Below are 26,073 nucleotides of genomic sequence, written 5' to 3'. Positions count from 1 at the left end.
GACCCCTCTCTATTTCAGCGGCTTCTTTTTGTTATTTACACAAGCAAGCCCCCCATATCCTGTCCTTGGTCAAAGGAGATTCCGCTTATGAGAATTATAGTGGCTATCACAGGAGCCAGCGGCTCCATCTACGGTTACTCCCTGATCCGCAGCCTGCACCAGCTTGGTGTGGAAACCTATATCATCGCCACCGGTGCCGGGGAGAATGTACTCGGGTACGAATGCGGCATTAAGCTGCAGGAGCTGGAACAGTACGGAACGGTATTATCCAACACAGACCTGTTCGCTCCGGTAGCCAGCGGGTCCTTCAAAACCGACGGCATGGTCATTATCCCCTGTTCGATGAATACGCTCGGGGCTATCGCGAACGGCATGGGTGATACCCTGCTGAACCGGGCCGCCAGCGTCGTACTGAAGGAGCGGCGCCGGCTGGTTATCGTCCCGCGCGAGACGCCGCTGCATCTGATCCATTTGGAGAATATGCTCAGGCTGGCCCGCGCAGGCGCGGACATTGTACCCGCCTCCCCCGGCTTCTATAATCACCCGACCGAAATCTGGGAGCTGGTGAACTTTATGAATGCCAGAGTGCTGGATGCGTTCGGCATTGAGCATCAGCTGATGAAAAGATGGGGGGAAAACTGATGGCTGCCGTCAATATCAGGCAATTGCTTGACCGCTGGGAGCCGGGCGGCCAGCTGCTGCGGATCCGCCGTGAGGTTGACCCGCGCTTCGAGCTTGGAGCTGTGGTGAAGGCTGTCCGAGGTAAGCAGCCGCTGCTGTTCGAGAAGGTTAAAGGCTTCAACGGACCGATGGCTGTCGGCCTCGGGGGCTCCAAGGAGCTGATCGCGGACAGCATGGATACGACCCCGGAGGAGCTGCTGCCCGGGCTGGTAGCGGCTATTGTCCAGCCTACGCCGACCCGGCTGGTGCAGCAGGCTCCGGTGCAGGAGCAGGTGATCACCAGCCGGATCAGCCTGAAGGAGCTGTTTCCGGTATGCACGTATCACGCAGAGGACAGCGGCGCTTATTACGTCTCCGGCGTTATGGTCGTTAAGGGTGAAGACGGCCGCAAGCGGTACACCTCCATCCGGCGCATGCAGCTGCTGGACGGGAACCGGACCGGCATCCTGATCTCCTCACCGGAGCTGTTTCAGCAATATAAGGATTTCGAGGCCCGCGGCGAGCCGCTGGAGGTGGCGTTCATGTTCGGGGTCGTCCCGGCAGTTGTGCTGGCTTCGCAGATCAGCACCCATCTGTTCCACACCGACAAGCTGGAGGTGGCCTCCGCCCTGCTCGGCCAGCCGCTGGAAGTCGTCCGCTGCCGGACGGTAGACCTGGAGGTGCTGGCCGAAGCCGAGGTTGTATTTGAGGGCAGGATTCTGCCCGGTATCCGCGAGCCGGAGGGGCCGTTCGGTGAGCTGGGCGGCTACTACGGACCCCGGACAGAGCAGCCGGTGGTCGAAATATCGGCCGTTACCCACCGCAGCCAGCCTATATGGCAGACGATCCTGCCGGCCAGCTATGAGGAGAAGCTGCCGATGGCTATTGCCCGGGAGGTCGCCCTGCTCGGCTCCGTCCGCCAGGTCGTCCCGGGTGTAAAGGCCGTCCACATCACAATGGGAGGTGTCGGACGCTATCACGCCGTCATCCAGATCCGCAAGGTTCAAGAGGGTGACGGCAAGACAGCGCTGCTGGCCGCTTTTGCCGGGGATAAGGATCTCAAGCATGTGGTAGTGGTCGATGAAGATGTCAATCTGCTGGATCCGCTGGATGTGGAATGGGCCATCGCCACCCGGGTGCAGGCCGATCTCGACCTGTTCATCGTGCCGGGTGCCAAAGGCTCGCCGCTCGAGCCCTCGCACAATCTGCGCGGAGTATCCGCCAAAATGGGCATCGACGCCACCTGCCCGCTCGCGCATAAGGAGCAGTACAGGAGAACGCACATCCCGGGCCAGGATGAGATCCGGCTGGCGGATTATGTGTAGGTTAGGGGATGTGTGGAGTTGGGGAGGTGCAGGGGTGAGTTATGCAGGGCAAAGCTTTTTGGGGTGAGGTTGGATAGCCTGGTGAGTAGCTGTTGGGTAACGTTGAATAGCTGCTGAGTAGCGTCGGATAATTGCTGAGTAGCTTTTGGGTAGCTGATGAGTAGCTGTTGGCTAGAGTTGGATAACTGCCGAGTAGCGTTGGATAACTGCTGAGTAGCTGTTGGCTAGCGTTTGGACAGCTGGTAAGTAGCGTTGGATAACTGCTGAGTAGCTGTTGGCTAGCTGGTGGGTAGCTGCTTTAAAACGATGGTTCTACCTATGCGGCTGATTAAGCTAAGTGGAAAATCGCCATCTATTATTGGCCAACTGCCTGGAAAAAGGAATCTTGTTGGAAAAACGCCACTTAATTCTGCCGGTTTCGTCCGCAAAGGGGCTTACGTTCTAAAATAAGTGCGGATTTTCCAACTAATGATTAGAAATGCAGAGAATCAGAAGAATTAAGTGGCGGAAATCCAACTAAATGCTGCGGACCCACCGATCCAGGAGAATATTAGCAAACAGCCTCAACCGCTCCCCCTCCTCACCCGAATGGACAAATCATCAACTCATACTCAGGAGTAAATAACGTCTGTAGAACTTTTTAGGAGGTGGATCATGCAAGCAATCGGTTTGATTGAAACACGCGGTCTGACCCCGGCGCTGGAAGCGCTGGATGCCATGTGCAAAGCCGCCAATGTGCGGATGGCCGGCTTCAAGCGGGTCGGTTCAGGCCTCATTACCGTCATTGTCGAAGGTGATGTAGCAGCAGTAACAGCTGCTGTCGATGCCGGCATTGCCGCTTATCCGAAGACAGGCGGGCAGCTCGTATCCTCCAATGTCATTCCGCGCCCGCATGCCGATCTCGCCAGAATGCTCCTCTAGCCTGCAGTCAGCATTCAAGTTATCAGGGAGGTGATTACCCTTGTCAAGCTTTATGAAAGATGTTGTGTCCGAGGTGCTGAAGCGGAATCGCACTGTGCCACCAGCTCCGCTAGGTCCGGCTGCCTCTGCTGTAGCCTGCACTGCCGGCAGCAAAGATAACTGCCCGCATACCTGCTCTACTCCCGGGAATTGTCCCAAGCCGGGGCTGACGCTCCCGCTTAAACGGACCAATTACCAGAAGGAGCAGGCGGCTAAACGGCTGGCCTCGATTGCCGCCGATGCAAATGCCGCTATCGGCAGTGTACAGCAGCAGCCTCCTGGCGGCGCCGCCATGGCTAAAGCCGCTGGAGCTGAGAGGCCTCTGCCGGCCTCAGGGTCTATCCTGGCTGCAGCAGCTCAAGCAGGAAAGCCCGCCCCTCCGGTGCATACACCGGTTGATGCACCACCGGTACCGGGACAACAATTCGCGGAGCACTACCTGTCCCCCCTGCTGCAGCGAACCTTATCCTGGCCGGAGCAGAAGGATAGCGGCCTCCATGGCAGTCCCCATGCACGACCGTCCGTCGCGGCAGAAGCGCAGGACCCGCTCGAACCGCTCCGCCTCCCTGCGGCGGATATGGAGGTCTGGCTGTTCCCCCGCATTAGCGATGAGCTCCGGCCCCTGCTTGGCAGCCCGGGCCGGAATTACAGCGCAGCCGGGGTCATCAGCGCGCCGAACTGCCACCCCGGCCAGCTGTTTGCCGCCGAAGAGCTGCTCCCGCAGGATTCCGGCCTGGAGGCCGATATCAGCTGGAGCACAGACGGCGGCGGCTTTGAGCTCAAGCTGTTCGGCTCAGATCACCGTGTGATCGCTGATAAGCTTAAGCAGCTCACCGCGCGGATGCAGGACGGCTCAGGCATTGCCGTCCGGGTCTGGATCAGCCGGGAGCCCGGCCGGCTGCTGCGCCGCTACTTTGGCGGCGGACCGCAGGAAGCCGTTGCCGTCGTAGCCGGTTCTTCCCGCTGGAACAGCATCGGCATCGCGGAGCAGTGGCTGCACCGTAACCCAGGCTCAGGCCTGCGCCTGAGCGCGGAACGAAGCTACTGCATCCTCACCGGTACCGCCGGGCAGATGGCCGCTGCTGCTCCGGGGCTTGCCGGCTTATCCGCTCCGCACCGTTGAGCTTAACCGCTGCCGCACAGCGGATCAAAGAACAAGGAGGCACCCTGTATGCAAGCACTTGGTTTAATCGAGACGCTGGGTTTCACCACCGCCGTTTCGGCGGCAGATGCCGCACTCAAAGCAGCGAATGTGCAGCTCGTAGCAGTTGAGAGGGTCATCGGAGTCGGCGGCTCGCTGGGCGTCACCCTGCATTTCAGCGGTGATGTTGCTGCCGTAACCTCATCCGTTGAAGCCGGCAAAGCGGAGGCGCAGCGGATAGGAACCGTCGTATCCGCCCATGTCATTGCCAAGGCGCACAGTGATGTGACCGGCAAAATATTGGGCAGCTATCTGCTGCCGGAGGGTACCGCTGTCCCGGCTGCTGACGGCACCTCCACTTCCACTGCATCTGTTATGGATACTTCTGCAGCCACTTCTCCTGTAACTGCTGCGGCCGCTGCCGCACCTCCGCAGCCGTCTGATGCAGGCTCCGCTAAACCGGACCAGGCGGCCGGAACTGACAAAGCTTCAGATCTACAGGATGAAGACAGTTCATCTGACTCAACGGATTAACCAAATGTAACAGCTGCGATTTTATTACCCCTCAATTTAAATTAACGGAGGTTATTCACATGGGAGAATCACTCGGCTTGATCGAAACAAAAGGTCTGGTAGGCGCAATCGAGGCTGCGGATGCTATGGTCAAGGCAGCTAACGTAGAGATTTGCGGCTACGAAAAAATCGGCTTCGGTCTCGTAACCGTCATGGTCCGGGGAGATGTCGGTGCAGTAAAGGCGGCCACTGATGCAGGAGCAGCCGCAGCCAAGCGTGTCGGGGAGCTGGTGTCGGTGCATGTTATTCCGCGCCCGCACAGCGAAGTTGAACGTGCCCTTCTGTCCAAGGGCATTGAATAATCAAGGCCGTGGACAGCCGGCATAGTACGGTTGCGGCCAATACCCTGCTCAGCCTGGCCTACCGGTCCAGAGAAGATGAGCTGAATAAGGACTTCCCCCGGGTCCTCGTTCTGCTGGCCGGCCACTTCATCGGCATGGAGGAAGGCTATACCGCCATCCGGCAGCTGAACCGTTCCGGATTGAGGCTGAAGCTTGCAGCAGATGAGCAGCTCCTCAAGAATCACACAGCTCGGCAGCTGGCGGCTAAAACAGGGATCGACGATATCACCACCTCCGCAGCGCTCCACTCACTCGCACCGGAGGCCGCTGATCTTCTGTTCATTCCGGTTCTCTCGCTTCCTCTGCTATCCCGCTTATCCATGCTGGATGCCGGTGATCCTTACGTGGAGCTGATAATCCGGTTTATCTGTGCCGGCAAGCCTGCCGGGGCACTGACTTTGGGGGCCGAGCCGGGCCATTACCGCTGGGGGGAGCAAGGCCTGCTTCATGCCCCTCCCGGGCTGAAGGCAGCCATGAAGCACAAGCTGGAAGCTATTGAAGGCTTCGGTATCACACTGCTTGAGCCGGATCAGGTGGACCATTGGATAACCTCTGCACAGTCACGGCTGCACAAGCAGGTACTGACCGCTGAGGACATTCAGGACGCAGTAAAGCTCGGCCGGACGTCCATCCATGCCGCAGCACCGGCAGTAATCACTCCGCTGGCCGCGGACCTTGCCAGGCAATACGGCATTGAGATTATCCTTTAGATTCAACCATCAAGCATACGAGGTGACAATCACATGAAGCTGGGAATCATTACGGGGCATGTTGTTGCAACGAGAAAAGATGACAATCTCATCGGCGCCAAGCTGCTGATCGTTCAGCCAGTGCTACCCGACCGGACACCTGCTGGTCAGCCAATCATTGCGGTTGATACAGTAGGCGCGGGGATCGGCGAAACGATCCTTTATGCGGTGGGCAGCGTTGCCTCAAGAGCAGCACAGTATCCGAATGCCCCGGTTGATGCCGCGATTGTCGGAATCGTGGACAGTATAGATTGCGCCAAGCCAGGAGGTGTATAAGAGATGATCACTACTGAGTTAAAAGATGCCATCCACCGCCGGCGGATGATTGATGTACTTCTCTCCGGCAGCACTTATGCCGACCTGGTGCTGAAGGGCGGCTATATTATTAATGTGATTACCCGTGAAATCTATCCCGGCGATGTTGCCGTCAAAGGGGACCGTATCCTGCTAGTCGGCACAGCCGATAAGCTGATCGGCCCGGCAACTGTCGTCGAGGATGTGAGCGGCAAATTTATCAGCCCGGGCTTCATCGATTCCCACATGCATTTTGAGAGCGCGATGCTGACGGTTACGGAATTTTCGAAGCTGTCCATTCCTACAGGAACAACCACCCTGGTAGCTGACCCGCATGAAATCGGCAACGTGCTGGGCGTGCCCGGCATGAAGGCGATGATCGATGAGGCCCGCACACTGCCTAACCGTGTCCTGTTCACTGTCCCTTGTCTTACTCCCGATGTGCCGGGTCTGGAAACAGCAGGCGCAGATATTACCTCCAAAGATATGCAGGACCTGCTGAACGATGATTACGTGCAGGGCATCGGTGAGCTGCAGGGCTTCAGCAATGTCCATCCGGTGTATAACAACGCGCCTTATCTGATAGATGATCTGCTGGCTTCTGTCTCTTACGCCAAGTCCATCGGCAAAACCATTGAAGGCAACGCCCCCGGTCTGTCAGGTCCCGAGCTGGCGGCCCATATCATCTGCGGCGGCGGCCATGTCTCCTGCCACGAGACAACCACCAAAGAAGAAATGATGGAGAAGCTGCGCTACGGGGTCAGCGTGTTCATGCGTGAAGGCTCCTCACAGCGCAACATGGCTGAATGCATCCGCGCCATAACCGAGGAAGGAATGGACTCCCGGCGAGCAATCCTCGTCTCCGACGATATGGTCCCTGAGGACCTGCTGAAATACGGGCATATGAATGACATTGTCCGCCGGACAATCGCGGTGGGCATCGATCCGGTTGAAGCTATCCAGATGGTGACGATTAATCCGGCCACCCATTTCGGCTTTCAGGATATCGGACTGCTTGCTCCCGGCAAAAAAGCCGATATCGCCGTCATCAGCGACCTGGCGCAGATGACCATTGCCCAGGTCTATATCGGCGGAGTCAAGCTGGCCGAGAACGGTGAGCTGACCCGTGACATTCCGTCCTATATCTACCCTGAATCCGTCAAAAAATCGGTCAAGCGGAAGCCGGTCAAGCTTACAGACCTGCAGCTCTCCTCCGGCGGAGCCCACGGCAGCGTCCGGGTCCGCGCTATCGAGGTGATCCCGGATCAGAATCTGACCGGAGCCGGCATCTACACCGCCCAAGTCATAGACGGTGTCGTCCAGCCCTCGGTCGAAAATGACCTCCTGCCCCTGCTCGTCGTCGAGCGGCACGGCCGCAGCGGCAAAATCGGCAAAACCTTTGTCCGCGGCATGAAGCTTAAGGCGGGTGCCATCGCCGAAAGTGTGGCCCATGACACCCACAACATCATTGTCACCGGCACCAATTACGCCGATATGGTAACAGCCGTCAACCGGGTTATTGCCATGGACGGCGGAATTGCGATGATTGAGGGCGGCAAGGTGGTCGGTGACCTGCCGCTGCGGATCGGAGGCCTGATGACCGACGAGCTGACCGGCAAAGAAATGAGCGCGCGAATCACCGAGCTGCACCGGCTGGCCCGCGAGGAGCTGGGCTGTACACTGCATGTGCCGTTCATGCACCTCTCCTTCCTCTCCCTCGTCACCAGCCCGGCATGGAAAATCACTGACATCGGCCTGATCGATGCAGATGCCTTCACGATATTGCCGCCGCTGGCCTGACAGGCACTGGCACTTTCCGCTGTTCCCATCTCTGCTCAAGCAGCGCTTACCCGCCGGAACCGGCCGGTCAGGCTCATTGCTTTTGCCATAACAACAAAAGGAGGCCTCTTCCATGGGAATCCAGGTAATTGATCTGTCCCAGGAAATCTATCAGGGGATGCCGGTGTTTCCACCGCATCAGAAGACGATGATCTTCCCGAATATGAGCCATGAGGAGAGCATACAGAAGCTCGGCTTTGCTTTTGCTACGAATAACCTGATTATCAACGAGCATGGACCGACACACAGCGACGCCGTCTATGAATATGACCCGCAGGGGGCGACGATTGACGAGATGCCGCTGGAGTATTTTTACGGCCCGGCTGTCTGTCTCGATCTCTCGCATATTTCACCGGATGCCTATATTACCCGGCGTGATCTGGAGCTCGCCCTAAGCAAAGGTTATCTCCACCTCGACAAAGGCGACATCGTACTGCTCTACACCGGTCACTATAATCGTGCGTATGGTACAGACGAATGGCTCACCCGCTACACCGGACTGGATTATGAGGCAGCTGAATGGCTGGCCCGGCAGGGTGTCGTCAATATTGGCATAGATGCGCCTTCGATTGATAATCCGCTGGACACCAGCTTTGCCGGACATCTGATCTGCCGACAATACAAGCTGACCAACACCGAGAACCTGTGCAACCTCGACCTGATCGCGCAGAAGCGCTTCCTCTATTTCGGGCTCCCGCTCAAAATCCGCAAAGGCACCGGCTCCCCCATCCGGGCTGTCGCAGTATTCATTGAATAAATGATTAAGCAGGTGAATCAGATGAGCAACAGAACATTAATTGAAGAAATCCCTGTCCCGGCCTACGAAGGCAGAAGCGCACTCGTCCGCAAAGGCCAGACGCTCTATATTATCGACGTGGAAGGCAAGCAGGTCGGTGATTTTGTCTGCTACAATGCCGCTGATCCGGATGAGCATGTCTCCCCTGTTCATATGCGCGCTTCGCTCAGCAGCATCCGCCTGAAGATCGGCGACGGCCTGTACAGCAACCGCCGGCAGCCGCTGATGCAGCTGACCCGGGATACGGTGGGGCGGCATGATTTCTTTTTCCCGGCGTGTGATTATTACCGTTATAAAGTGGATTTCGGGCTGGAGGAGCATCCGAACTGTCATGATAACCTCCAGAAGGCACTGCAGCAGTATGGCCTGGGGAACCGGGAGCTGCCTGATCCGATCAACTGGTTTATGAACAACGCGCTGGACGAGAACCTGGATTATGTGATTGAAGAACCGCTCTCGAAGCCCGGCGATTATGTGGCTCTGCTGGCCCTGACGGATGTAATTGTCGCCCTCTCCTCCTGTTCGCAGGATCTGGCTCCGGTCAACGGATTCAAGGTTACGCCGCTGCTGATGCAGATTACGGTATAAATAGAGTTCACTTAAGCACCATCCGGACTTCATCCTTAAGTTCAGCTTATATAGTCGCTTTTGTACAGGAATATCACATTTGTTCACTCCCCCGGAATTCCGGTTTGTGCATTGTTGTCAGCTTGCTGCACTGTTCTGTTCACCGTGTGAAGCTTATACTTATACTGTGAACAATACAGACGCAGGTATAACTGCCGGCACACAGAATGAATTCAGGGGGATGACAATGAGACTGAACAAGCTCGGCAACCGGAGAGCGTTGTACAGCCGGATATTGGTCAGCATGACGCTTTGCGTATCCTTAACCTTCCTTGCCTCCACCATTATTTATTACAACTATTACATCGGCGTCGAAAAGACCCAGGCCTTCCGTTCCGACCTCAGCAATCTAACCCAGACCAGCAAAGAGGTTGTGAACATGAACGAGGCAGCCCAATCGCTTTCTTTTCAAATCTACCGCAACAGCACCATTTCCAAAATCGTTCTCTACGACAAGCCCGACATCTACGACATCACAGCCGCCATGTCCGAGCTCGGGAATTATTTAAGCTCCATGCCTTACATCGAGTCTATCTATGTATACAATCCGAAAAGCGCCAGACTCTATATCGCCTCCTCCCACGGCCAGAACGGTGTGTTTACCGAGCGGGAGCTGGTGGATAAGGGTATCCTTGATATCATGAACCATTACGAGGAATATAAGCCGTTCACACCGATTCCCCGTGTCTACTCCAACGGTGCCAAGGAGAATGACCTGGTCCGGGCGTATACTTTTTTGTGTTATGATGCCATCGGCTGGGACCGGGCGATTAATTCGGCAGTGATAGTCAACATATCTGCGCCCTGGATCAACAAAGAGATCAATACACCAGTGAATTCTGAAAGCGCTACCTTCATTCTGTCTGATAACGGGGCTTTTTTGTCCGGCAACAGTCTGGAGCAGCAGGAGCTGAATCCTGAAGAAACGCTCTGGGTGAACCAGAGGATCAAGGGGGATACTGAGGGTTATTTTATCGGCAGCTTTGCGGGTGTCAGCTCACTGATCTCTTATACTGCACCTGATGATTTAAGCTGGCAGTATGTCCGGATCACGCCTTATGACGTCATCACCAGGCAGACGGACAGCATTCGTAACGCCACCTTGCTTATTGCGGTCCTGATCCTCGTCGGCGGAGTCGGTTTATCCTGGATTACCTCCAGAACGCTGTATCTGCCGATCAGCCGGATTGTTAAAGAGATGAATATTCTGGAATCTGAAAAAAGGGACAGCATGTTCACGATCAGGCAAAATACAATGCGCGATCTCGTTCTCGGCCTGAAGCCGCTGCAGTCGATTCAGCAAATGGAGAAGCTGAGACAGCTCGGCATCCATTTCACTTTTAATGACGATTACCGGCTGATTCTGCTGCGGATTGATAATTACAGGGAATTAAGGGATGAACGCTCCTCCTACCTGCTCGCTTACAAATTTGCGATTATGAACATCGCCTCGGAAATCTGCGGCCAGACCTACCGGGTCGAAACTGTGGATATGAACGATGACGGCATCCTAGTGCTCCTGAACATCATTGATCCGAGTGAATACACCGATACCGGACTGATTGAGACGCTCCTGCGCCAGCTTCAGCAAGCCTGTTCCGATTATCTGAAAATCAGCCTTACGCTCACCTACAGCCATATCGACCGGAATGCCCAGCAGCTGCACCAGCTTTATAAGCAGGTGAGAGACGCCTCCAATCACCGCCTGTTTTATGGACACGGGTGTATAATCAGTGCGCAGTCCATAAGTATGCTTCAGAATCATACGTACCATTATCCGACGGATAAAGAAAAGCGCCTCGCCGATGCGCTGATGTGCGGCAAAGTAGAGGAAGCTATGGAGCATTTCAGCTCCATTATCCGTGACACGCAGGGCTATCCCTTCCATACCGTGCAGCTGGCCGTATCGAGACTTAGTGTGACGATCAAAGAAATCATAAGCACCGTCCAGAAACGTAATCGTATACAATGCGACGGTACACCGGCTTTGCCTGCTTTGGATTCCATAGAAACCGTGACCGAGCTGGAGGCTGCCTTTGCCGCCTTGTTCAGTGAGATGCGGGAACAGCTGTCCGAGAAAAAAAATGCCAAGCAGCATGACCTGATCCGCCTGATTAATCAAAAAATTGAGGATAACTACCGGGAGCCGAATCTCAGCCTCAATCAGATCGCCGATGAGCTGGATATGTCGCCGATCTATATCAGCCGTCTCTACAAGCAGCAGACCCTGAACAGCATCGTTGATGTAATCCTGGAGGTACGGATGCGCGAGGTATGCAGCCTGCTGGAGAATACCGACCTGCCGGTAACCGTCATTGCCGAACGCTGCGGCTTCACCAGCAGCTCTTACCTGCACCGGATGTTCAAGCGCAGCTTCGGCACGACCCCGAGTGACTACCGGCGTGCCAAGAACGCCTAAAGGTAGCTCTTGGACGTAAGCCTGCTATAGTGTAACGAACATTATTGCCGTTTAAGTTAACCTGCAGCACAATAAATGGATAGACCATTGGAACGGGGTGACTGGCAGGTGGAAAAGCAGAAGCTGATCCGGATCTTCGACAAGCAGGCTGTCCGGTACGATAACCACAGAGAAGATGCGCAGCAAACACGCTGGCGCCGGCAGCTCATAGGCTGCGCCAAGGGCGAAGTCCTAGAGCTGGCGGTAGGAACTGGTGCGAATTTCCCGTTTTATCCTCCCAGCATACAGCTTACCGCAGCAGACTTCAGCGGAGCGATGCTGGAGAAGGCCAGGCAGGCGGCAGCCCGCTACCGGATTAACAGCACCTTTATCTGCTCAGACATAGAGGAACTAAGCTTCCCTGAGCATTCGTTCGATACCATCGTGTCCACCTTATCCTTTTGCAGTTACGTCCGCCCGCTGCCGGTTCTGCAGCGCCTCAGCCGCTGGTGCAGACCGGGCGGACAAATCCTGCTCATGGAGCATGGAACCAGTACCAACCCGGCTCTTTCCCTGGCCCTCCGGGCACTGAATCCCCTGCTCTACCGGATTTACGGCTGCCACCATACGCGTGACATTTTAGGTCTGGTCCGTGAGTCGGGCCTCACCATCAACAAGGTAGAGAGCCACTGGCAGGGCATGGTACACCTGATTTGGGCCAGTCCTCAAAAGTAATCGTAGATTAGCTGTTTGTCTTTGAGCTGCCCGCCTTCTCTTACAAACATTATCTCCTCTGCTCAATTTCTGACGCATCTCATACCACCTCCAACCAGGCTCCCTCATCCCCAGCCACACCAGCTCTCCCCAAGTCAGCCTCCAAGTAACCAGAGGCTGGCTTTTCCTGCTACCCCCTCCTCCTGCCCCGGAGGCTATTGGCTGACGGGCTTTGCTGCCTTGCGGTCTTAGAGAGCTTGTATCCACCATTAAGGTGAGGAGCAGCGGAAGGGAAGTTTGGAACTGGAGGAGCGGGAGCGTCCGCCTTTATATTTGGATTTCTACCGCAGCAAGCGGTTCAAATCAGGAAATCCAAATATAACAGCGGCCGGAAGTCCAAACATTCCCTGGAGTTGCGTAACCACCAAAATGCCCCTACAAGCTCTCACTCCCCCCGGCGGCAAAAAAAGCCCCAAAAGCCATAGGCCTCCGGGGCATCCTCCACTATTTAATACCTTTCTCCGCCACATAAGCATTCCACTGCTTCGTCCACTCTGCCTGGATCTTTTCCAGACCGGCCTGTTTGGCCTTCTGCAGGAAGGTATCCAGGCCCTTGTCGATGTCTTCTACAAGCCCGGCCTGCAGCGGGAAGAGGTACTGCTTCTCAACCTGCTCCAGCACCGCTTTTTCCGCCTGGTAGGAGGAATAGTCTTCCGCAAAGCCAAGGAACAGGTCCGGCTTCTGGATTTTGTCCAGCTCATCGAAGATCGCCTTCACCCCGTCGAAGCCCTGGTCAAACAGCATATACTCCGGATTCCGCCAGGCCCAGCCGTTCATTCCTTCGCGGGAGAAGCCGTTGCTGGTACTGGTTCCGACCAGCTTGTAATAGCCGTTTTCAACGGTGTAGTTCTTGCCCTCAATACCGTACTGCGTCAGCAGGTTGTAGCGCTTGTCGAGTACTAATTTTTCATAGAAGGCCAGCGCGCGTTCCGGATTCTTGCTGCTCTTCGGAATCGCAAAACCGTTATGAATCGGATGCACAGGCGTAGCATAACCGGTAGTCAGACCGAACGGGGAATACGCCAGCTCCCACTCGGGATGGGTCGTGCTGATCTTCATCTTCATATCGTTATAGCGGGTCGGGTTATCCCCGAACATGCTGGCCGCTTTGCCGGACGTAATCGGGTCCTGCATCGTATCCTTGATGTTCAGCACGTTTTTAGGAATGAAGCCTTTGTCCGCCCAGCGCTTCATCGTTTTCAGCTCTTCTTTTTGCTCATCCGAGCCCCAGTAGGAGTAGACGGTGGTCGGGGATTCATATTTTACGCCCATGCCGTAAGGGAGCGCGCCGACCATTTTGTTAAGCTCTGTATAAATGTAATGCAGATTATTGCCGATATCGCTGTTCAGGGACATAGGCATCAGATCGGGCTCGTTCGCGACAATGCCGTCCATGTAAGCCTCATAGCTGGCCAGATCCTTTGGCACCGGCAGGTTATATTTCTTGCGCAGATCCTCGCGGTACACAAAACCGTTGGTCACGTACTCCTTATAAGTAGCAGGCACGGTGTAAATTTTGCCGTCTACCTTTACATCCTCCCACATTGATTCCGGGACGAACTTTTGCAGCTCAGGGGCAGCCTTAGGCAGAAGATCGTCAATTGCCAGAAAGGCACCGCGTTTTGCATACGACTGGTATTGAGTCCAATCGGCTGTAAAAATCAAATCAATCGCCTGCCCCGATGACAGCAGCAGCTTATACTTCTGATCCCAGTCTGTCCAGCTGGTGTAGTTGAATTTGACGGTGGCGTTCAGCTCCTCTTGCGCCATTTTATTGATTTCGTCCTGGATGATCGGCAGATCCTTCGGCGCATCCCCGAGCATGTAGAACTGGAGTTCCACTTTCTTGGACGTATCGATACCGGTCTCTGCCGGGGCCGCTGTACTGGCGCTTTCTGTTGCCGCAGGCGTACCCGCATTGCCGCCCTCTCCGCTGTTTGCCCCGTTTGCACTGTTACCGCCATTGTTGTTGCCTCCGCAGCCTGCAAGGAGCGATAAGGCCAGCGCCGCAGTTGTAAGCGTAACCAGAGATCTTCGGCCTGCTTTCTTTGTCATCATGAACCCTCCTAAAAGTTTTGTTCTCCTGATTTGCAAAACTTCCCTTTATGTCAGCCGGACAACAGGCACACCCGTAAGAGCGTGCTCCACTATTCGGTTCTAACCTTTTACAGCCCCGATCGTCAAGCCTTTTACAAAATACCGCTGGATGAACGGGTACAGGAACAGAATCGGTCCGGTGACCACAATGGCCATGGCCATCTTGGTGGATTCCGTCGGCAGGTCACTGCCCAGGCTGACCCCGGTGCCCGCGCCCATGTTGGCGATAAACGCCGCAGAGTTGATGACATTGTACAGATGGAACTGCAGCTGATATTTATGCGGATCATTGATGAACAGTGAGGAGGAGAACCAGTCGTTCCAGTACGCCAGAGCAAGGAACAGACCCACTGTAGCGATACCGGGCATCGACAGCTGAAGCACAATGCGCCAGTAGATCCGGAAATCGCCGGCCCCGTCGATTTTGGCTGATTCGAACAGCTCCTCGGGAACCGCCGAACGGATGAAGTTTTTCATCAGAATAATCAGGAACGGAGTCATCAGCCCCGGAAAAATCAGCGCCCCGTACGAATCCGTCAGATGCAGATATTTCGTCATCATGATGTACCAGGGCACCAGCCCCCCGCCAAACAGCGTTGTGAAGTAGATATAGAAGGAGAACGTATTACGGTATTTAAAATCCTTGCGGGCCAGCACATACCCGGCCATCGTCATAAAAAACAGCCCCAGCAGCGTCCCCGTCACTGTCGTAAACAGCGTAACCCCGTAAGCCCGCAGCACCTCATCCGGGAAGATGAACACCGTTTTGTAGCCCTCGACCGAAAACTGTGCCGGGATCAGATGATAGCCATCCTTAATGATCGACTCATTGGCCGTCAGGGAGGCGGATATAATCAGCAGGAACGGAATCAGGCAGGCCAGGGAGCCGATAATAATGACCGCGTACGCCAGCCCTTGCAGAAGCCTTGTATAATGATCGTCTTTGATATGCATACCTCTTCTCCCCTCCTAGAACAGCGCGTAGTCATCGTTTATTTTGCGGATAATATAGTTGACCGTCATGATCAGAATGAAGCCGAACAGGGATTGGTAGAGCCCCGCCGCCGTCGCCATCCCGATGTCAAACGTCACCTTAAGTGAACGGAACACATACGTGTCCAGAATATCCGTTGTATTGTAGAGCACCCCGTTATTGCCGATCAGCTGGTAAAAGAGGTCAAACTGCCCCTTCATAATACTGCCGAGCGAGAACAGCAGCAGCACCACGAAGGTCGATTTCAGCATCGGTACCGTGATATACCAGATCCGCTGGAAAATGTGCGCACCGTCGATTTTGGCCGCTTCATAGTATTCGTCACTGATTCCGGTAATGGCTGCGAGGTAGATAACCATGCTGTAGCCGAGATTTTTCCACAGGTAAAAAAGAATGATCAGGAAGATCCACACCAGCGGCTTATTGTACACATCGACCGGACCCGCACCGAACCTGGCCAGCAGCGTATTCAGGAAACCGCTATCATAATTGAATACGTTGTATACGATAACACTCAGGATAACGAAGGATACAAAGTACGGCAGGAACATGATCGACTGGGTCAGCTTTTTGAACCATTTGACGCGCAGCTCGCTGAGCAGGATTGCACAGACAATTGCCAGGACGTTGCCGAGCAGGATAAAAGCCAGATTGTAGCCGATCGTATTCAGGGTAAGCTTCACCAGTGTTCCGGACTTCCACAAGAACTCGAAGTTTTTGAAGCCGACGAACGGTGCATCGAACAGCCCTGAGTTGAAGTCAAACTGGGTGAACGCATAATAGACGCCTACCATCGGAAAATACGAATTGACGAGGAAAAACAGCAGTGTCGGGAGCAGCATCAGGAACAGAACCCGGTTATGGATCAGCTCATGCAGAAATCCCTTCTTTTTCTTCTTTATTGTGCCAGCCCCCAGCGGTGAAGCTGCCGGACCGCCTCCCTGTACAGGAAGCTCTATGGCCAGCGGTGTTCCGGTCTTGCGTGTGCGCTGTCTCAAAGCCCTCACTCTCCTATGCCTGTATATGCCCCAAGTATAGAAAAGCCCCGTCCGCCCGGATAGTAGCGCTTCAGGGTATTCCTGTATTATGTTGCGGTTCTGCGTGTGAACTTTTACAACTTTTGTGAAGGATCACAGGATAAAGGCTTATTACTGCACGCCAAAAAGCCCGGCCTCTCTTCCGCAGAAGAAAGCACCGGGGTGAATTTAGGGTTTTATTTATTTAAAAAGAAACCTCTGCCGCCTTGCACTGGACAGCCTGCCGCTCTCCATCCTGCGACTCTGCCGCATACAGCACCTTCCGTCCGCGCCAGCGCCGCAGCACCAGCACCCCTCTCGCCGCCTCATCGGCGATCATGCAGCAGTAGATACCAACCAGCCCCCAGCCCCAGCTTATGCCGAGCAGGTAAGAGCCGCCGATCCCGATCAGCGTCATGCTGATCAGCGAGATCGTCATCGTATAGCGGGTATCGCCGATGGCGTTAAGCGCGTTGCCCATGGCCATGTTGAGCATTTTACAGGGCTGCAGCAGCAGGTTCAGTGCCAGCAATGCCACACCGATGGAGACAATTTCTCCGTCGGCCGTAAACAGACCCAGCAGCGTCTTGCCAAAAGCCAACAGCAGCACGACATTGGCACTGACAATTGCCAGCCCGATATACAGTGTCCGGTAGGCGCTGCGGTAGACCTCGGACAGCTGGCGTGCGCCGAACAAGGTCGCTATCCGGATCTGGCCTGCCATCGCTACCGCATAGCCCAGGGTGAAGCAGAACGATTCCAGCGTGTTCAGATAGGTGCGTGCCGCCAGCTCTTTTGCCCCGAGCATAGCCAGAAAAGAGTAAATGGCCAGCTGTGAGACTACCCAGGCTGACGAATTCAGCCCCAGCGGCCAGCTGATCTTCACAATTTCCCCGAACAGCTTCCGCTTGAAGGTAGCAAAGTCCCGCAGCCGGATTCTGCGCTCAAAGGCGCCGCAGAACATCACCAGCAGAACTATCGCGCCAAGCCCTCTGCTGATTACATTGGAGATGGCGATTCCGCCCAGTCCCATCTGCGGCAGTCCGAACATGCCGAAGATAAAAATATAGTTCAGAATAATGTGGATCACATTGACTGCAACCCCTGTATACATCGGCCCCCGTGTATTACCCGTATTTCGGATAGCCGAGCCCAGGGAAGCGGTCAGTCCGATCAGAAACAGTCCGCCGCCGACATAAGTCAGATACACATGGGCAAGAGGGATCAGTTCTCCGGAAATATTCAGCGCACCGCCGATCGGATCGGCGAACAGAAACATAATAATGCTGACGATAAGTCCCAGCACCGTACTTGCTGTAACCCCCATTATTGCAATTACACGCGCATCCTCCTGCCGCCCTGAGCCAAGCCGCTGGGCAATCAGGATACCCGCTCCTCCGGCAAAGGTCGTGAACAGTGTCGTCAGCGCCCCGAACAGCTGGTTCGATATGCCGACGACCGCGACCGCATCGTCCGAGATGCGGCTGACCATAATGGTATCCACGGTTCCCAGCAGTGTCTGCAGAAAAATCTCAATAAAAATCGGCCAGGCCAGCACCCAGAGCCCGACGTTCCCTGTCTTCAGTTTCACGTTGGGTTTCACTAAATGAACTCCCCCTCATCCTGCTGCACTCTTAGATAGTACCCTTGCAACTGCTTGCAGATTACCTTGCTAGGAGTAAATTATAGGTGATATACTCGGGGAAATGTAGCAAATTCCCAACCTAAACTTTCAATTTCTAAACCTGATCTGCAGGAGGACACCATGAGTCTGCTCCAATTTTACAGCCCACCGCTGCCCCATTACATTAATAGCGGACTTATGAATTATTCGCAGGGTTTCCGCCATGTGAACCGCCATAACATTGAGGTGTTCGACCTGCTGGTGGTCCGGGAAGGCTGCCTCTATGTCGGCGAAGAGGACCGAACCTATGAAGTCCGGGCAGGAGAAGCGCTGATTCTCCGCCCGGACTGCCACCACTACGGTACCGCAGATTGCCGGGAGGAGGGCTCCCACTACTGGCTTCATTTTCAGACCCCGGGTCCGTGGTGTTCTGCAAGCTGTCATGCTGAAGCTCCCCGTGAACGGGACACCACGGAGGAATCTGGCCATTCCAGCTTGTATAATGCCCGCACCTTCAGCTTCCGGCTGTCGCAGTATATGACGCTGCTGCAGCCGGCCAGGATGGAGGAGCTGCTAGCCCAGCTCGAGCTCCTCAAGGTTAACGCCCACCTGGATGCAATCCGCTTCAAGCAGCAGATGCTGTTCCAGGAGGTGCTGATGCAGCTCTCCGCCTCCGTACACCGCGAACGGCCCGCTTCCCAATCGACCGCCTGTGCGGAGCAGGCGGCCTCCTTCCTCCGCGCCCATTACCGCGAGGAGATTACCACCGGCATGCTGGGCGACTGCCTCAACTTCCATCCGGTCTACATCGCCCGCTGCATGAACCGGGAGTACGGCTGCTCGCCGATGGAATACCTGCTCCGCTACCGGATCGAGCAGAGCAAGCTGCTGCTGATGCAGACCAGCTTCCCGATCGCCCGGATCGCCGAGGAGGTCGGCTTCAATCAGGCGCCTTATTTCAGCTCCAGCTTCATGAAGCTGGAGGGCATTTCGCCGCGCCAGTACCGGCAGCGGTTCTCTTGAACCGCAAGACAGCCCCTGCATCACCGGAGGCACTCCGGGAGATGCAGGGGCTGTCTTTAACAGCTCAGCTTCATCACTGTTCTATGTTTAGCCTTTTACCACTGCGTACTTCTCTTTATACTGCTCCAGCGTTACCACTTCGCCAAAAATCCCGATGTCGCGCAATCCTGACTGATGCATCTCCTCATCCTTGGAGGCGCAGCAGTCGCTGATGCACACTACCTTGTACGTGTGGTACATGGCATCAGAAGCCGTCGAGCGGACACAGACATTGGTCCATACACCGGTAACAGCTACCGTATCGATGCCCTCTTCCCGCAGGAACAAGTCCATATCCGTGTAGCTGAACGCGCTGTGGCGTCTCTTTTGCACCACATAATCGCCCTTTGACTCATCCGGCGTAAGCTCGGCGATGAAATCCGATCCCCAGCTGCCTTTGATGGCGTGAACCGGCCGGACGCGGAAGTCGGCATCATTTTTGCGGTGCGCTTCCTGTACGAAGATCACCTGAATCTCATTTTCATGGCTAAACGCTATCAGATCCTGCAGTGCGGGCACGATCCCTGCACCATTCGGGCAAGTCAGCGCTCCATCCGGATGAATAAAATCATTTAACATATCTATGATTACTATTGCATGTTTTCCCATTCTGATCACTTTCCTTTCGGTTTAGTATTTCAATAAACGCGGAAGCTCGCTGATCGTCTGGCGTTTTACATATTCACCATGGCCCGGTTTGCCGACAACACCCAGTGCCTCGTCATATACGAGTGTGCCGCGGACGATGGTTTTATCCACCTTGCCTTTGAGCTTCATGCCGTGGAACGGTGTATATTTCGGCTTGCAGTGCATCTGGTCCTTATCCAGCGTCCATTCTTTCTCCAGATCCACAATGGTGAAGTCAGCATCCGTACCGATCTCCAGCGCTCCTTTTTTCGGATACAGGCCGTAGTGGACTGCCGGATTCGTGCACAGCAGCTCTACCAGCCGGGACAGGCTCAGTCTGCCTTTGTTATACCCTTCGCTGATCATAATCGGCACCAGTGTTTCTACACCCGGAATTCCCGGAAAAGAAGTCCAGACATCCATTCCCGGCGCATCCTTCTCTGTAGCAATTTCATATGGGGCATGATCTGTAGCCATAAAATCGATCGTTCCATCCGCCAGCCCCTGCCACAGCACCTCATTATCTTTTGCCGTACGCAGCGGCGGTGCTATCTTGGCGAACGTACCGAACTCGGTCATTGCGTCCACAGCATTCAGCGTCAGGTAGTGCGGACAGGATTCCGCAGTCACCTTGGTTCCCTTCAGCTTGGCTTCACGAATCAGCTCATTGCCTGCTCCTGTGCTCATATGCACGATATGCAGCCGCGCACCTGTCTCTTCAGCGAAGCTGATACCGAGCTGGATCGCCGCTTTTTCCGCGAGTGCCATACGTGCTTCTGCCCAGGCCGGGTAGTCCAGACGTCCTTCACCCTTCAGCTTGTTAGTGAAATAATCGCAGATGGCAAAGTTCTCGGCATGAATGCCGATCGGCAGCCCTGTAGGCGATACAGCGGCAAAAGCCTCCAGCATCTCCGGATCGGTCACACGCGGATAACTCGGCACTGATGGTGTCATATATACTTTGAAGGCAACCACCCCATTAGCTACCTGCTCACTGATGATCTCCGGCAGCACGTTGTTGCGTACGTCTTCCCCGGTAATACCGCCCCACATCGCGTAATCAACAATTCCTTTGCCTTCCAGCGCATTCAGCTTGTTGAACAGGTTGTCGGCAGAACGGACTGACGGTACGCTGCAGCAAGGCATATCGACAATCATCGTTACCCCGCCGGCTGCGGCACTGGATGTTCCGGTCACAAAGTCCTCACGGTGCGTAAACCCCGGATCATTAAAATGCGTATGCGAATCGATAACGCCCGGCAGCACCAGCTTGCCCCCGGCATCAATGGTCTCAGCCGCTTCAGCGTCAATATCCTTGGCAAAGCCCACGATCACACCATTGTTCACCAGAATGTCTGTCAGCACCTGTCTGTCGCCTTGCGGAATGTTGGCATTTTTAATGATCAGATCATAACTCATGAATACGCACCTCTTCTTCAAGTTTATAGGGTAATCCGTTAGACTGTACTAACATCACGGCTCTTTAGAATCTGCGCACAACAAATAAACCCCAGGTCACAAAAGGTACAAGGCAGACACCATACATGCGCCGGGCATAATTGCCTGACACAGAACAGTAAATCTTAATCCTGCACCTCTTGTAGCCTGGGGCAATTTACGGTCGCCTGGTCGAAACGCTCAAACCGATTAATGAGCTTATACAAGAGCTTATTCTGTTAGTACATCCAAGAAAGTTATCCAAGTGTATGTTATGTTTAGTAACGTAACAACCTTGAATTTCCTTTCCCAATTACCCTAATCATATCATCAGAGATGTTATCGTCAAGACACTTAAGCTGTTCGTCATTAAAAAGCCAATTTATATGTTATATTACCTAACAAATCAAGCTTTTCCCGGTATATTTCCAAGCATATCAGCGACATTCATCACGTTCTGGAATTAATTGTTTTCTGCCTTTGCCTGCTCCTCCAGCGAAGCAAAATAAGCAATCTTATGCTCTACCTTCTCCGCAAAGGTCTGAAAAAATTTGATCTTCTCATCAATGTGCACTTTGTGCTCCTGCAGCAGTCTGCGCTGTTCGGGGAGTGAGCTATGCCCTTCCTTGGAGAGCGAGATGAACTGTTTAATGTCGGCAATCGGCATTCCGGTGTCCTTCAGACAGCAGATCAGCGAAATCAGCTCCAGATCCTCATCATGGAAGCAACGGTTTCCGTTTTCGTCCCGGGATACCTCAGGCAGTACACCCTCTCTTTCGTAATAACGCAGCGTATATTGGCTCAGTCCGCTTTTTTGTGCTATTGTCTTTATGCTGTATCCCATGATTGCAGCTCCCTTCTGCCGTATGGCTACGGCCCATCTCTAAAGTAACACCATTTCTCTGCAATTAAAAGCGCTTCAAAAATCTGTTTGACTTACACTTAACTCTAAGGTCTACACTAAAGCAGAAACCTTACAAATGAGGAGTGAATGTACAGTGGTAAAAAAAATCAAAGCAGGCAGCAGCCAGCTTGAGGTAGCACAAATTTCGCTCGGGTGCATGCGGATTGCCGAGCTTTCCCCGCAGGAAGCGGATGTCCATATTCACAGTGCAGTTGAAGCGGGAATCGACTTTTTTGACCATGCCGATATTTATGCCGGCGGTAAAGCTGAAGAGGTGTTTGGAGATGTACTGGCGGCCAGCCCCGGAATGCGTGAACAGCTAATGGTCCAGACCAAATGCGGAATCCGTCAGGGGTTCTTCGACTTTTCCAAGGAGCATATTGTGCAGTCGGTTGAGAATAGCCTGAAGCGCCTGAAGACCGATTATGTAGATGTTCTGCTGCTGCACCGCCCGGATACCCTGATGGAGCCTGAGGAGGTCGCTGAAGCCTTTGATTACCTGGAGCAAAAAGGCATGGTCAAGCACTTCGGCGTCAGCAACCTGAACCCGCTGCAAATTGAGCTGCTCAAGAAGAATGTAAAACAGCCCCTGCTCTTCAACCAGCTGCAGCTTAGCATCATGGTGTCTGGAATGATTGATGCCGGCTTCAATGTGAACATGACCAACTCTGCTTCTGTAGTGCATGATGGGGGCATTCTGGAGTATAGCCGTCTGCACGACATGACAATCCAGCCTTGGTCCCCGTTCCAGTATGGTTTCTTTGAGGGCGTATTCCTGGGTAATGACAAATTCCCTGAGCTGAATGAAGTAATCGGCCGTCTGGCAGCTGAAAAAGAAGTCGCTGACACCGCAATCGCCATCGCCTGGCTGTTAAGACATCCTGCCAGCATGCAGCCGATTGTCGGAACAACCAACACACAGCGCCTGCTCGATATTGCCAAAGCCTCAGACATTACCCTGACCCGTCAGGAATGGTACGAAATCTACCGTGCCGCCGGCAACAAGCTGCCTTAAGCAGGGGACAAGCCCCTTTAGCACCACCCAAAAAAATAGAGTACTCTTACCAGCCCCGATGGCAGGTAGAGTACTCTTTGCTTTGTTCCATTTTAACAGCAGTGACAGAATGCTTTGACAGCCTGCGGCTCGTTGCGCTATTTTTAACTCATTATTCAATAGGAGAACGGAGCCTGATAATGGGGTTACACTACATAGGGTTTATCCTGCCACTTTTAATTTTGCTTCCGAATCTGCTGTTCATCTTGTTTGCTCCGCGTGATGTCCCGTCATCAATCACTGCTCCGCCTGTAGTCTTTACTATATTGGAACGGGCCGGTCAGATTACCTGCTTCACTTTGCCCATCCTGTTTGGACAGAGAATTGCTGTTCAGCCCGTAACCTCTTTAAGCTGGTTAATGTTAATCTGCTTAATCTTTTATTATATGTGCTGGGTACGCTACTACCGTTCCGGCCGACTATTCAGCATGTTATTTAAACCGCTGGGCCCGCTTCATTTACCAATGGCCATATTCCCGGTTCTCTATTTCAGTCTGCTTGCATTATGGATAGAGTCTCTTCTCTTTGCTGCAGCTGCCGTAGTCTTTGCCATCGGACATCTTGCTGTAAGCTGGAACACCTATAAACAGATCATCTAAAACAAGATGATAAAACAGTGTTCTCCCCCCCGCAGGTCGGAGCTGTTACGACTGTGCCGGCGGCGGCATTTTGTTCGTTGACGGCAAAAGCGTATGCGCTGACGATCCGGTTCTCCCTTGTCTCCGGGCTCTCACCCACATGCCCTTGATGATAGAGATATTTTGCCTTTCGTTCGACGTTAAGACCGCTTTCCAGAATACCTGTGACGGACAGCCCTTCGTCGATCGAATACTTCATCGCTTCCCAGATTCCTTGGAGGAATTCCCAGATCTGTTTGCCTTCACGCTGCTCGACGTAATCGCTTAGCCGAATATGATTTGCTTTACAAAAGGTACTGATCTCTGCAAAGCTGTTCTCCGGGTAAACATCGGGCCCTTGCGTCTCCTCCCGCCCCGCCCTGCAGTATGTTTTTTTACCGATCATATCTCCACTAAATCGAGCGGATAAGATCATTAAGCTGGAAAAGTACGCCTTTATAGGTAGCTTATCTTAAATTTTCATCAAAGGTCTCTACGGCTCACACGATGAGTCAAACGATCAAAATATAAAAAGGGTTCATGAACTGTACTGTGTACAATTCATGAACCCTTTTTGTAATACCGGCGAGAGGACTCGAACCTCCACGGTTTCCCACTCGATTTTGAGTCGAGCGCGTCTGCCATTCCGCCACGCCGGCGTATTCATTTAAAAATCAATGGAGGCGCCACCCAGACTCGAACTGGGGATAAAGCTTTTGCAGAGCTTTGCCTTACCACTTGGCTATGGCGCCATAAAATGGAGCGGACGACGGGAATCGAACCCGCGACCCTCGCCTTGGCAAGGCGATGCTCTACCGCTGAGCCACGTCCGCTTAAATGGCTGGGGATATAGGATTTGAACCTATGCATGACGGAGTCAAAGTCCGTTGCCTTACCGCTTGGCTAATCCCCAATATTCATTTTACATTCATTTGAAGTAATAAAAGGGGCGGCTGATGGGTCTCGAACCCACGAATGCCGGAACCACAATCCGGTGCGTTAACCCCTTCGCCACAGCCGCCATATTAAACTGATATTACATTGAGTTAAGTGAATACTTGTAAAGTAATGGGGCGGCCGATGGGTCTCGAACCCACGAATGCCGGAACCACAATCCGGTGCGTTAACCCCTTCGCCACGGCCGCCATATTAAGCTTTAAAGTATTTCATTGGCAGGGGCAGCAGGAATTGAACCCACACCAACGGTTTTGGAGACCGTTGTTCTACCTTTAAACTATGCCCCTAAAGATGGTGGAGGCTGATGGATTCGAACCACCGAACACGTACGTGAGCAGATTTACAGTCTGATGCGTTTGGCCACTTCGCTAAGCCTCCACAGATGGTGCCGGCGAGAGGACTTGAACCCCCAACCTACTGATTACAAGTCAGTTGCTCTACCAATTGAGCTACACCGGCATATTCTATTGTAATAATCATGGTGGCGCGGGAGGGAATCGAACCCCCGACACAAGGATTTTCAGTCCTTTGCTCTACCGACTGAGCTACCGAGCCAAGAAAATTGTAATACTAATGGCGGAACCGACGGGATTCGAACCCGCGATCTCCTGCGTGACAGGCAGGCATGTTAGGCCAACTACACCACGGTTCCAAAATCAATTGCGGGGGCAGGATTTGAACCTGCGGCCTTCGGGTTATGAGCCCGACGAGCTACCGGGCTGCTCCACCCCGCGTCAGTAAAAAGTATATATGGTGGAGGCTGAGGGGATCGAACCCCCGACCCTCTGCTTGTAAGGCAGATGCTCTCCCAGCTGAGCTAAGCCTCCATCAAAACCAGCAACTTTTATATCATATCATTTTCCTCTGATAAAGTCAAGCTTTATTTAAGGAATAATGGTGACCCGTAGGGGATTCGAACCCCTGTTACCTCCGTGAAAGGGAGGTGTCTTAACCCCTTGACCAACGGGCCATGCTACTATCAGTGCTATTCTACGAACCACTGAGGGTTCTCATCCCTATACAGGGAAGTAAAGCTACGGAGAGAGAGGGATTCGAACCCTCGAGACGCTTGTGGCGCCTACACGATTTCCAATCGTGCTCCTTCGGCCAAACTCGGACACCTCTCCAGATGGCTCCCCGAACAGGACTCGAACCTGTGACAACTCGATTAACAGTCGAGTGCTCTACCAACTGAGCTATCAGGGAA

23 protein-coding genes, 16 tRNA genes and 1 riboswitch are annotated in these 26,073 nt (G+C 53.9%); of the genes, 15 read left to right on the top strand and 24 right to left on the bottom strand.

Annotated features, from left to right (window positions below; genetic code table 11):
• Window positions 1–87 precede the first annotated feature (87 nt).
• The 13 genes from BLR64_RS25485 (at window position 88) to BLR64_RS25425 (ending at window position 12,438) form a co-directional block, all read left to right on the top strand.
• Window positions 88–642, top strand: a complete 555-nt coding sequence (locus BLR64_RS25485) for a UbiX family flavin prenyltransferase (RefSeq protein WP_208607233.1) — start codon at window positions 88–90, stop codon at window positions 640–642.
• Window positions 642–1,985 carry a UbiD family decarboxylase gene (locus tag BLR64_RS25480; RefSeq protein WP_090718912.1) on the top strand — a complete coding sequence of 448 codons (1,344 nt, stop codon included), beginning with the start codon at window positions 642–644 and terminating at the stop codon, window positions 1,983–1,985. Before BLR64_RS25485 ends, BLR64_RS25480 begins: the two co-directional genes overlap by 1 nt.
• A 654-nt stretch (window positions 1,986–2,639) precedes the next feature.
• Window positions 2,640–2,906: a BMC domain-containing protein gene (locus tag BLR64_RS25475; protein ID WP_068725654.1), complete on the top strand. Its 267-nt coding sequence runs from the start codon at window positions 2,640–2,642 to the stop codon at window positions 2,904–2,906.
• Window positions 2,907–2,946: 40 nt separating this feature from the next.
• The gene (locus tag BLR64_RS25470) at window positions 2,947–4,068 is read left to right on the top strand and encodes a hypothetical protein (RefSeq protein ID WP_090718910.1); all 1,122 of its coding nucleotides are present in this window, start codon (window positions 2,947–2,949) and stop codon (window positions 4,066–4,068) included.
• Window positions 4,069–4,116: 48 nt separating this feature from the next.
• On the top strand, window positions 4,117–4,620 hold the full coding sequence (locus tag BLR64_RS31150; protein ID WP_090718908.1) for a BMC domain-containing protein: 504 nt from the start codon (window positions 4,117–4,119) through the stop codon (window positions 4,618–4,620).
• 59 nt (window positions 4,621–4,679) lie between these two features.
• Entirely contained in the window at window positions 4,680–4,961 is a 282-nt protein-coding gene (locus BLR64_RS25460; protein WP_019908484.1) for a BMC domain-containing protein, read from the top strand.
• An 8-nt stretch (window positions 4,962–4,969) separates the two neighbouring features.
• Window positions 4,970–5,710, top strand: coding sequence for a hypothetical protein (locus BLR64_RS25455; protein WP_090718906.1), 741 nt, complete (start codon window positions 4,970–4,972; stop codon window positions 5,708–5,710).
• A 33-nt stretch (window positions 5,711–5,743) separates the two neighbouring features.
• On the top strand, window positions 5,744–6,025 hold the full coding sequence (locus tag BLR64_RS25450) for a EutN/CcmL family microcompartment protein (protein ID WP_090718904.1): 282 nt from the start codon (window positions 5,744–5,746) through the stop codon (window positions 6,023–6,025).
• Window positions 6,026–6,028: 3 nt separating this feature from the next.
• Window positions 6,029–7,843 (top strand): adenine deaminase, encoded by a 1,815-nt coding sequence (locus BLR64_RS25445; RefSeq protein ID WP_090718902.1) that lies wholly within the window; start codon window positions 6,029–6,031, stop codon window positions 7,841–7,843.
• A 112-nt stretch (window positions 7,844–7,955) separates the two neighbouring features.
• Complete coding sequence (locus tag BLR64_RS25440; RefSeq protein WP_090718900.1) at window positions 7,956–8,639, top strand: cyclase family protein; 684 nt, start codon at window positions 7,956–7,958, stop codon at window positions 8,637–8,639.
• Between the two features lie 21 nt (window positions 8,640–8,660).
• Complete coding sequence (locus BLR64_RS25435; RefSeq protein WP_208607232.1) at window positions 8,661–9,266, top strand: DUF1989 domain-containing protein; 606 nt, start codon at window positions 8,661–8,663, stop codon at window positions 9,264–9,266.
• A 226-nt stretch (window positions 9,267–9,492) separates the two neighbouring features.
• Window positions 9,493–11,724: a helix-turn-helix transcriptional regulator gene (locus BLR64_RS25430; protein ID WP_090718898.1), complete on the top strand. Its 2,232-nt coding sequence runs from the start codon at window positions 9,493–9,495 to the stop codon at window positions 11,722–11,724.
• Window positions 11,725–11,799: 75 nt separating this feature from the next.
• A complete protein-coding gene (locus BLR64_RS25425; protein ID WP_244157851.1) occupies window positions 11,800–12,438 on the top strand; it encodes a class I SAM-dependent methyltransferase in 639 nt (212 codons plus the stop codon).
• Between the two features lie 483 nt (window positions 12,439–12,921).
• On the opposite strand, the gene BLR64_RS25420 is transcribed toward BLR64_RS25425, so the two are convergent.
• The 4 genes from BLR64_RS25420 to BLR64_RS25405 form a co-directional block, all read right to left on the bottom strand.
• Window positions 12,922–14,532 (bottom strand): extracellular solute-binding protein, encoded by a 1,611-nt coding sequence (locus BLR64_RS25420; protein WP_090718896.1) that lies wholly within the window; start codon window positions 14,530–14,532, stop codon window positions 12,922–12,924.
• Window positions 14,533–14,634: 102 nt separating this feature from the next.
• Window positions 14,635–15,528: a carbohydrate ABC transporter permease gene (locus tag BLR64_RS25415; RefSeq protein ID WP_090718894.1), complete on the bottom strand. Its 894-nt coding sequence runs from the start codon at window positions 15,526–15,528 to the stop codon at window positions 14,635–14,637.
• A 15-nt stretch (window positions 15,529–15,543) separates the two neighbouring features.
• Complete coding sequence (locus BLR64_RS25410; RefSeq protein ID WP_241781795.1) at window positions 15,544–16,410, bottom strand: ABC transporter permease; 867 nt, start codon at window positions 16,408–16,410, stop codon at window positions 15,544–15,546.
• A 379-nt stretch (window positions 16,411–16,789) separates the two neighbouring features.
• Entirely contained in the window at window positions 16,790–18,187 is a 1,398-nt protein-coding gene (locus BLR64_RS25405; protein WP_244157850.1) for an MATE family efflux transporter, read from the bottom strand.
• Window positions 18,188–18,349: 162 nt separating this feature from the next.
• Here BLR64_RS25405 and BLR64_RS25400 point away from each other — a divergent pair, with 162 nt between their 5' ends.
• Entirely contained in the window at window positions 18,350–19,231 is an 882-nt protein-coding gene (locus BLR64_RS25400) for a helix-turn-helix transcriptional regulator (RefSeq protein WP_090718890.1), read from the top strand.
• Window positions 19,232–19,318: 87 nt separating this feature from the next.
• On the opposite strand, the gene BLR64_RS25395 is transcribed toward BLR64_RS25400, so the two are convergent.
• From BLR64_RS25395 to BLR64_RS25385, 3 genes are all read right to left on the bottom strand, one after another.
• Window positions 19,319–19,879 (bottom strand): cysteine hydrolase family protein, encoded by a 561-nt coding sequence (locus BLR64_RS25395; protein ID WP_090718888.1) that lies wholly within the window; start codon window positions 19,877–19,879, stop codon window positions 19,319–19,321.
• Between the two features lie 21 nt (window positions 19,880–19,900).
• Window positions 19,901–21,316 carry an allantoinase AllB gene (allB, locus tag BLR64_RS25390; RefSeq protein WP_090718886.1) on the bottom strand — a complete coding sequence of 472 codons (1,416 nt, stop codon included), beginning with the start codon at window positions 21,314–21,316 and terminating at the stop codon, window positions 19,901–19,903.
• A gap of 162 nt (window positions 21,317–21,478) precedes the next feature.
• A riboswitch (purine riboswitch) is annotated at window positions 21,479–21,581 on the bottom strand.
• Between the two features lie 216 nt (window positions 21,582–21,797).
• Window positions 21,798–22,178: a MerR family transcriptional regulator gene (locus tag BLR64_RS25385; RefSeq protein WP_090718884.1), complete on the bottom strand. Its 381-nt coding sequence runs from the start codon at window positions 22,176–22,178 to the stop codon at window positions 21,798–21,800.
• Between the two features lie 154 nt (window positions 22,179–22,332).
• Between BLR64_RS25385 and BLR64_RS25380 the strand changes: the two genes are divergently transcribed.
• Window positions 22,333–23,253, top strand: coding sequence for an aldo/keto reductase (locus BLR64_RS25380; RefSeq protein WP_279615490.1), 921 nt, complete (start codon window positions 22,333–22,335; stop codon window positions 23,251–23,253).
• Between the two features lie 630 nt (window positions 23,254–23,883).
• On the opposite strand, the gene BLR64_RS25370 is transcribed toward BLR64_RS25380, so the two are convergent.
• The 17 genes from BLR64_RS25370 to BLR64_RS25290 form a co-directional block, all read right to left on the bottom strand.
• Window positions 23,884–24,315, bottom strand: coding sequence for an L-serine ammonia-lyase, iron-sulfur-dependent, subunit alpha (locus tag BLR64_RS25370; RefSeq protein ID WP_244157849.1), 432 nt, complete (start codon window positions 24,313–24,315; stop codon window positions 23,884–23,886).
• A 174-nt stretch (window positions 24,316–24,489) separates the two neighbouring features.
• A tRNA-Leu gene (locus BLR64_RS25365) sits at window positions 24,490–24,568 on the bottom strand.
• Between the two features lie 19 nt (window positions 24,569–24,587).
• A tRNA-Cys gene (locus BLR64_RS25360) sits at window positions 24,588–24,661 on the bottom strand.
• 6 nt (window positions 24,662–24,667) lie between these two features.
• Window positions 24,668–24,742: transfer RNA gene (locus BLR64_RS25355), tRNA-Gly, on the bottom strand.
• A gap of 5 nt (window positions 24,743–24,747) precedes the next feature.
• Window positions 24,748–24,822, bottom strand: a tRNA-Gln gene (locus tag BLR64_RS25350).
• Between the two features lie 35 nt (window positions 24,823–24,857).
• A tRNA-His gene (locus BLR64_RS25345) sits at window positions 24,858–24,930 on the bottom strand.
• Between the two features lie 48 nt (window positions 24,931–24,978).
• Window positions 24,979–25,054: transfer RNA gene (locus BLR64_RS25340), tRNA-His, on the bottom strand.
• A gap of 25 nt (window positions 25,055–25,079) precedes the next feature.
• A tRNA-Trp gene (locus tag BLR64_RS25335) sits at window positions 25,080–25,153 on the bottom strand.
• 5 nt (window positions 25,154–25,158) lie between these two features.
• Window positions 25,159–25,244, bottom strand: a tRNA-Tyr gene (locus tag BLR64_RS25330).
• A gap of 5 nt (window positions 25,245–25,249) precedes the next feature.
• Window positions 25,250–25,325, bottom strand: a tRNA-Thr gene (locus BLR64_RS25325).
• Window positions 25,326–25,345: 20 nt separating this feature from the next.
• A tRNA-Phe gene (locus BLR64_RS25320) sits at window positions 25,346–25,421 on the bottom strand.
• Between the two features lie 19 nt (window positions 25,422–25,440).
• Window positions 25,441–25,518: transfer RNA gene (locus BLR64_RS25315), tRNA-Asp, on the bottom strand.
• Between the two features lie 8 nt (window positions 25,519–25,526).
• Window positions 25,527–25,600, bottom strand: a tRNA-Met gene (locus BLR64_RS25310).
• A 17-nt stretch (window positions 25,601–25,617) separates the two neighbouring features.
• Window positions 25,618–25,693, bottom strand: a tRNA-Val gene (locus BLR64_RS25305).
• Window positions 25,694–25,761: 68 nt separating this feature from the next.
• Window positions 25,762–25,836 (bottom strand) — tRNA-Glu (locus BLR64_RS25300).
• Window positions 25,837–25,903: 67 nt separating this feature from the next.
• Window positions 25,904–25,993, bottom strand: a tRNA-Ser gene (locus BLR64_RS25295).
• 3 nt (window positions 25,994–25,996) lie between these two features.
• A tRNA-Asn gene (locus BLR64_RS25290) sits at window positions 25,997–26,072 on the bottom strand.
• Window position 26,073: the final 1 nt, after the last annotated feature.

Origin of the sequence: Paenibacillus typhae, from assembly GCF_900099765.1 — a bacterium.
In the GTDB taxonomy this organism is placed as follows: domain Bacteria; phylum Bacillota; class Bacilli; order Paenibacillales; family Paenibacillaceae; genus Paenibacillus_AQ; species Paenibacillus_AQ typhae.
The sequence above is the reverse complement of the archived record's forward strand: the minus strand, read 5'-3'. Positions and strand labels throughout refer to the sequence as shown.